The organism is Anoxybacillus sp. P3H1B, from assembly GCF_001560855.1.
GTDB lineage: Bacteria > Bacillota > Bacilli > Bacillales > Anoxybacillaceae > Anoxybacteroides > Anoxybacteroides rupiense.
Genome location: NZ_LPUG01000011.1, coordinates 625,403 through 632,238, shown reverse-complemented (window position 1 = coordinate 632,238; position 6,836 = coordinate 625,403). Strand labels below are relative to the sequence as shown.

Sequence of the window (6,836 nt, the reverse complement as noted above, 5' to 3'; positions counted from 1 at the left end):
CATTTGCTTTTATAATCATGATAGATATCAAAAACGATTAAATGGCCTTAGCCCTATGGAATATAGAGCTAAAGCCGCTTAGATCATTTTTATTATTTCCACTGTCTACTTGACAGGGGGCAGTTCACCTGAGGAAAGGCTGTCTTTTTATCGCGATTATTTTGTTGACAAGGAAACAAAAAATGATATATTGTTGACAAGGAAACAAAATGACAACTTTAAAACTTTTAAGGAGAGAATCTCAATGTTGAAATTTAGAGCGCACAATGGACAGAACAGAGAACAAACCATAGATACAAAGGCTTTACTATTCGGTCTTATGTCCGTGTTTCTTTGCGGTGTAGGCTTCAGCATCATAGCGCCTGTCGTCCCATTCTTAGTGCAGCCTTATATAAATAATCCGGGAGAACAGGCTATCGTTGTGACGCTGTTGACCTCTGTTTATGCGGTCTGCGTGTTTTTGGCGGCCCCCGCACTTGGGGCTTTGAGCGACAAATACGGTCGTCGCCCATTGCTCTTAGTATGCCTTTTGGGTTCGGCCATAGGGTACTTCGTTTTTGGTATAGGAGGAGCTCTATGGGTGCTATTTGTCGGGCGCATCATAGAGGGAATCACAGGCGGGAGCATAGGCACGATCTTCGCATATTTCGCAGACATCATTCCTCCGGAACAGAGAACTAAATATTTTGGATGGATGAGTGCAGTTGTAGGCGCAGGCACTGTCATTGGCCCGACTCTGGGCGGATTGCTTGCCAAGTTGGGGTATTCTGCACCCATGTATTTTGGAGCGATCATCACTTTATTGAATGTTGTTTATGGATTCTTTTTTATGCCTGAGAGCCTTGACAAGAATAAAAGACTGAAAGAGATTACCATAGTAAGACTGAACCCATTTACGCAGCTTACAAACATACTTTCCATAAAAAACTTAAATAGGCTGCTTGTCTCCGCGTTCTTGCTTTGGATACCGAACGGATCTTTGCAAGCGGTGTTTTCACAATTTACAATGGATACTTTTAGTTGGAAACCTGCGCTAATCGGACTTATGTTTTCCATTATTGGCATCCAAGACATCCTTTCACAAGGTTTCATCATGCCAAAGCTTTTGAAAAAACGCAGCGATAAACAGATAGCCATTCTTGGAATGGTTTCAGAGATGATAGGCTACATTCTTATCGCGTTATCTGCTTTATTTTCATTCTCTCCTCTATGTATCGCCGGAATGTTTATATTCGGTTTTGGCGATTCGATCTTCGGTCCTTCCTTCAATGGGATGCTCTCGAAGTCTGTCGATTTTAGTCAACAAGGAAGGATCCAAGGTGGCAGCCAATCTATTCAGGCTTTAGCAAAAATAATTGGACCTATTATTGGAGGGCAAATCTATGTATCACTTGGGCATGCCGCACCCGCTTTTATGGGCATGATCCTTATAGCAGCGGCAATACCCGTTTTGTATAAGGGTACGCATATAAATATGTAAACGACCACCTGCTTTATGGAGGCAATGCCCTACCTTCATTTTTGATGATAGAAAGGAACGCAAATGCGTCATATACATCTTCACGTCGAGACAAAGTCGTCTGAAACGCGAAGCTTTTGGTATCAAATGGTTTTCGAACCATTATACTCTTTTTTCATTGCACACGATAAAGGGAAAATTGTGTTGATGGAACTATACTCAATCTAACTCTTCCACGTTAATACTCCTTGAGTAAGTTCCTTTTATTTTTTCCATAACTGACAACATACTGTTTACTCCAACTAGAATTAGTGAAATTTCCCGTATAATTAAACGTAATATTGCTCCCATTCGACCAACTTCTCCAGAAGTTTTATATATTGATTAAGCGATAATTTCCCATGGTTAAAAAAGTTTTTCAAAATCTTTAATTCATAATAGAAAGGCTCCATTAGCTCACCATTCCTATCTTGAGGGAAAAGTTGTATGTTTTAAAATAGCGTTCAGAGCGTTTATTGCAAACTCACGAAAACGATCTTCATAACCCCATTTGTCATTGCTAATGTTATAAGCTTCTTCACCTTCATCCATTTCTTCGCGACAATTTTCACAATAACGAATAATAACTTCGTCGTCACAAGGGTTATCGAGTTTCCAACTTTAGTCAGATTCGATTAATTTGGTGTTCAAACATTTCCCAAGCACAGTTCTAATATTTGACCTAATGGTTTCATCAATAGTACCATAATGTTAGTTAGTGATAACTAACATATTTGGGAGAGGAATGAGGAATGTGCAAAAAGAGATGAAACAATATATAATTTTAATTATTGGATTGCTAGTAATGGGCATAGGGATTGCAATGGTTACGCAAGCTGAACTCGGTACGACACCAATTGCTAGTATACGGTATGTATTAAGTCTTATTTTTCCTTTAACGATAGGACAATTTACGATCTTCCTAACTGTTTTATTTGTATTAATCCAAGTAATTATTTTAAGGGAAGATTTTCCTAAATTTCAATATCTTCAGTTGTTGATTGGTTTTATATTGGGTTACTTTATCGATTTGGGTATGTTGATTTTTTCTTATTATCACCCTTCCTTATATATTGAAAAGCTAATTTTATTAGTTGTAGGGTGTGTCATGATCGCATTAGGAGTGATCCTTCAATTAGCAGCAAATACGATTCTTAACCCTGCAGATGGGATCATAAAAGTTATTTCCATGAAGTACGAACGGAACTTTGGGAGATTGAAAATAGCGTTTGACTCATTACAAGTAATCATTGCTGCGCTTATTTCGTTTTGGACATTTGGGGAAATACAAGGGATTAGAGAAGGAACGATTATGTCAGCTTTTCTTGTCGGTTTTTTTATTAATAGAATTAGAAGGATACAACAGTTATATCTAAAAAAAAGACAACATTTAAAATAGCATTATACCAACTTTCTTTTATATTTTTTGGGTTTATAACGATTGCGAAACGGGTGATGATATGGAAACAAACGAAAAAATTTTAGATTCAGCTATTTCATTAATGGCTTCAAAGGGATATAAAGCTGTAACGATTAAAGAAATAGCAAGACATGCTTCTGTCAGTGAAATGACAGTATACCGCCAATTTGGGAACAAACAAAATATTTTAGACGCCATTATCGCTAAATTTCAATATGCTTCTTTCATAAAAGAACAATTGGAAAAAGAGCTAACATACGAATTAGAACATGATTTATTACTATACTCGACGATTTATCAAAATTATATGATGAAAAACAAACAAATTTACATGATATCTGTTCTCGAGCGAAACACCATGCCTGATCTTCACCTGACTCTTCACAAAAACGTTGAAGAAATTCAGCAGTTTTTATTAGATTACTTTAAGGAAATGCAAAATCGGGGCAAATTGATTAAAGGCAACATCGATTCATTTGTAGCCTTATTTATGCGGTTCAATTATGGTCACTTTGTTTCAGAAACGTTGCTAGGATTTTCAAATATTCCTATTTCAAACGAAGAATTTCTTAAGGATGCTGTCTCTGTTATAGTAACAGGATTAACTCCTAAAGCTTCTAAATAAAATCAAGACGTGGGGCATAGAAGCCCCCAGCCCCCATATACCTCCAAAGGAATTTTTCGTGAGCTTTAATTCGAAAAATTTTCTCGCCGACAAAAGAAAGCAGCAAATAAAAAGTTTTTTCTTTCTACGGAGGATGGGAAAGAAACCAGATGCAGGCGATGCTTGTTTATGCGGCCATGAATTTGATAACTGCCTATGGAGAAAGGGCCCCTCCCTTCTTTTGCATTCGAGTATGCATTTATGTTTGTCGTTTCACCAAGAAAAACAACTACGAAAAATGAAACAAAATAGGTGTAAGACAAAAGTCTTACACCTATTTTGTCAACAGTCTGAAAGAGGGGGTTCCAAGCTGCTTTTGGGACACCCTCTTGCTTATTTTCGAAACTTCTTTAACTGTTCATTGATTTCTTTTGTCTGTGCATAAATTTGCCGATACACATGGAATAGCTCTTGATAGCGCTGAGCTGCGTCCTCTTGAGGCTCAACCAGCTGTTCGACTTGCTTAAACGTAGCTGCACACTCTTCCAGAGACTCAAACCAGCCGCAGCCGCATGCCGCAATCATTGCTGCCCCTAAACCTGGGCCTTGTTCATTTTTCAGTTTTTCAATCGGTGTATGAAAAATATTAGCTTGAATTTGTAGCCACTCATGACTTTTGGCTCCCCCGCCGATGGAAACGATCGACTTCATTTTTTTGCCGCTCCGCTTTATGATCTCCACCGACTCATTTAAAGAAAAAATAATGCCTTCCATCACGGCACGCGCAAAATCCCACTTTGTATGCGATGCATCAATTCCGATAAAAGAGGCGCGAATATGCGCATCGGCATGCGGTGTTCGTTCCCCGACTAAATATGGCGTAAATAACAGTCCATTGGCTCCGATTGGCGATTCTGCTGCTTGGTGAATCACTTCTGAAAACGAGATTTCCGGCATAAATGTTCGTTTTAACCAATCAAAACTATATCCGGCAGCCAAGGTAACGCCCATAATATAATACGAGTTTGGCTTCGCATGGTTAAAATAGTGCACCTTTCCAGCAAAATCTTTGGTCGCCGTTTGCTCATATGCTAAAACAACACCCGATGTGCCGATGCTGCACATCGTTGTTCCTTCTGATAAAATGCCAGCTCCGATCGCTCCACACGCATTATCCGCTCCACCGGCAAACACCTTGACATTCGCGGAAAGCCCGATCTGTTCGGCAATATCGGAAAGCAGTGTGCCTACATAGCTAGTCGATTCCACAAGAGGTGGACACAATCGCTCATCAATGTCCAGAAGCTCGCAAATTTCTCGGCTCCATGCTTTCTTTCGTATATCCAGTAATAACGTGCCAGCAGCATCGGAATACTCCATTGCCATCTGCCCGGTCAGCCGAAAACGAACATAATCCTTTGGCAACAAAAATGTGTAGGCTTGTTGGTATAACTGAGGCTCATGCTTTTTCACCCACAATATTTTCGGTAAGGTAAATCCTTCTAACGCGCGATTTTGCGTAATAGATAGCAATCGATCCACTCCGACCCGTTCTTCAATTTCACGGCATTCATTTGCCGTTCTTGTATCATTCCAAAGAACGGCCTTTCGCAGCGCCTCGCCTTTCTCATTTAAGAGCACCAATCCGTGCATCTGTCCGGAAAAGCTTAATCCGCATACGGAGCGCGGATCGATATTGGCTGTTTGTACTACTTGTCTTAACGCAACCATCGTTTTTTCAACCCAATCCTCCGGGTTTTGCTCACTATATCCAGATTGCGGCTGATAGAGAGGGTAAGGCTCCGTCCACTCCCCTCTCACCTGCCCGTTTCGGTCAACAAGCAACACTTTTACCGCACTTGTCCCTAAATCAATTCCGATAACGTATTCCATATGGACCTCTCTCTTTCATTAACGGGATACGCTCAACACGCTGACTTCAAGCAAATATTGGTTGAGCAACGTCTTAAGACGCTCGAGACGGCCGGATGTATTGCGAATCTCACCAAGTTGCAGCGCATATTTTTCTAATTTTTTAAAATCAGCAGTTTCTTCGACAATCTCGCGACCAATGCCTTCCGTATAGCTCTTGTACCGCTCTTCGATCAATTGTTCAAATACGCGGTCTTCAAGCAAACGATGGGCCACTTTCAAGCCGATCGCAAAGCTGTCCATGCCGGCGATATGGGCATAGAACAAATCTTCCGGTTCAAATGATCCTCTTCTCACCTTAGCGTCAAAGTTCAAACCGCCTTTGCCAAGACCATTGTTTTTCAAAATTTCGTACATGGCTAGAGTAGTAGAATACAAATCCGTCGGAAACTCGTCCGTATCCCAGCCTAATAGCGTATCTCCTTGATTCGCATCGACCGAACCAAGCATGCCGTGAATGCGGGCGACTTGTAATTCGTGCTCAAACGTATGGCCAGCCAACGTTGCATGATTGGCTTCAATGTTGAATTTAAAGTAGTCTTTCAGTCCATATGTTTGCAAAAATGCAAGAGCAGTTGCCACATCGAAGTCGTATTGGTGCTTCGTCGGCTCTTTTGGCTTCGGCTCAATCAAAAATTGTCCATCGAAACCAATTTCTTTCGCATAGTCCACCGCCATACGCAAGAAACGGGCCAAGTTGTCAAGTTCCAGCTTCATATCGGTGTTCAGCAGCGTCTCATAGCCTTCCCGTCCTCCCCAGAAGACGTAGTTTTCCGCTCCGAGCCGTTTGGCAATCTCGAGTCCTTTTTTCACCTTCGCTGCTGCATAAGCGAACACATCGGCGTTGCACGACGTCGCCGCTCCGTGGACAAAGCGCGGATGGCTGAACAAATTCGCCGTATTCCAAAGCAGCCTCGTTTTGCTCGTTTTCATGTACTCTTCGATCATGTCGACAATCTCATCGAGGTTTTTGTACGTTTCAGCAAGCGTATCTCCTTCTGGAGCGATATCGACATCATGGAAGCAGAAAAACGGAACGTTCAACTTTTCAAATAGCTCAAACGCCGCCTCGACGCGTGCTTTCGCCAAATCCATGCCGCTATAATGGTCCCACGGGCGAATCATATTGCCAGCGCCAAACGGATCCGACCCATTTCCGGTAAACGTATGCCAATATGCAACTGAAAACCGCAAATGCTCCGCCATCGTCTTGTCGCCGACCTTTTCTTCCGGATTGTAAAACTTAAACGCTAATGGATTGCGTGACTGTGGACCTTCATACGCAATCGAGCCAATATTCGGAAAATAAACCATATTCAAATCCCCCTTAACGGTTAATTAATATCAACACGCAAGAATCATATTGCTTCAGCTCCATTATA

The 6,836-nt window shown here is 41.3% G+C and carries 6 protein-coding genes; 4 read left to right on the top strand and 2 right to left on the bottom strand.

Translation table 11 applies throughout. The annotated features are described in order from the left end of the window. From AT864_RS18665 to AT864_RS07115, 4 genes are all read left to right on the top strand, one after another. The coding region (locus AT864_RS18665) for an IS3 family transposase (RefSeq protein ID WP_156450494.1) at positions 1 to 82 on the top strand (82 nt) is incomplete at its 5' end. 162 nt (positions 83 to 244) lie between these two features. Then, positions 245 to 1,480 (top strand): MFS transporter, encoded by a 1,236-nt coding sequence (locus AT864_RS07125; RefSeq protein WP_066147659.1) that lies wholly within the window; start codon positions 245 to 247, stop codon positions 1,478 to 1,480. 772 nt (positions 1,481 to 2,252) lie between these two features. Next, positions 2,253 to 2,897: a YitT family protein gene (locus AT864_RS07120; RefSeq protein WP_231734602.1), complete on the top strand. Its 645-nt coding sequence runs from the start codon at positions 2,253 to 2,255 to the stop codon at positions 2,895 to 2,897. A 61-nt stretch (positions 2,898 to 2,958) separates the two neighbouring features. Then, entirely contained in the window at positions 2,959 to 3,543 is a 585-nt protein-coding gene (locus tag AT864_RS07115; protein WP_044745387.1) for a TetR/AcrR family transcriptional regulator, read from the top strand. 372 nt (positions 3,544 to 3,915) lie between these two features. On the opposite strand, the gene xylB is transcribed toward AT864_RS07115, so the two are convergent. After that, positions 3,916 to 5,415 (bottom strand): xylulokinase, encoded by a 1,500-nt coding sequence (xylB, locus tag AT864_RS07110; RefSeq protein WP_066147654.1) that lies wholly within the window; start codon positions 5,413 to 5,415, stop codon positions 3,916 to 3,918. Between the two features lie 18 nt (positions 5,416 to 5,433). Beyond that, on the bottom strand, positions 5,434 to 6,768 hold the full coding sequence (gene xylA / locus AT864_RS07105; RefSeq protein ID WP_066147652.1) for a xylose isomerase: 1,335 nt from the start codon (positions 6,766 to 6,768) through the stop codon (positions 5,434 to 5,436). Positions 6,769 to 6,836: the final 68 nt, after the last annotated feature.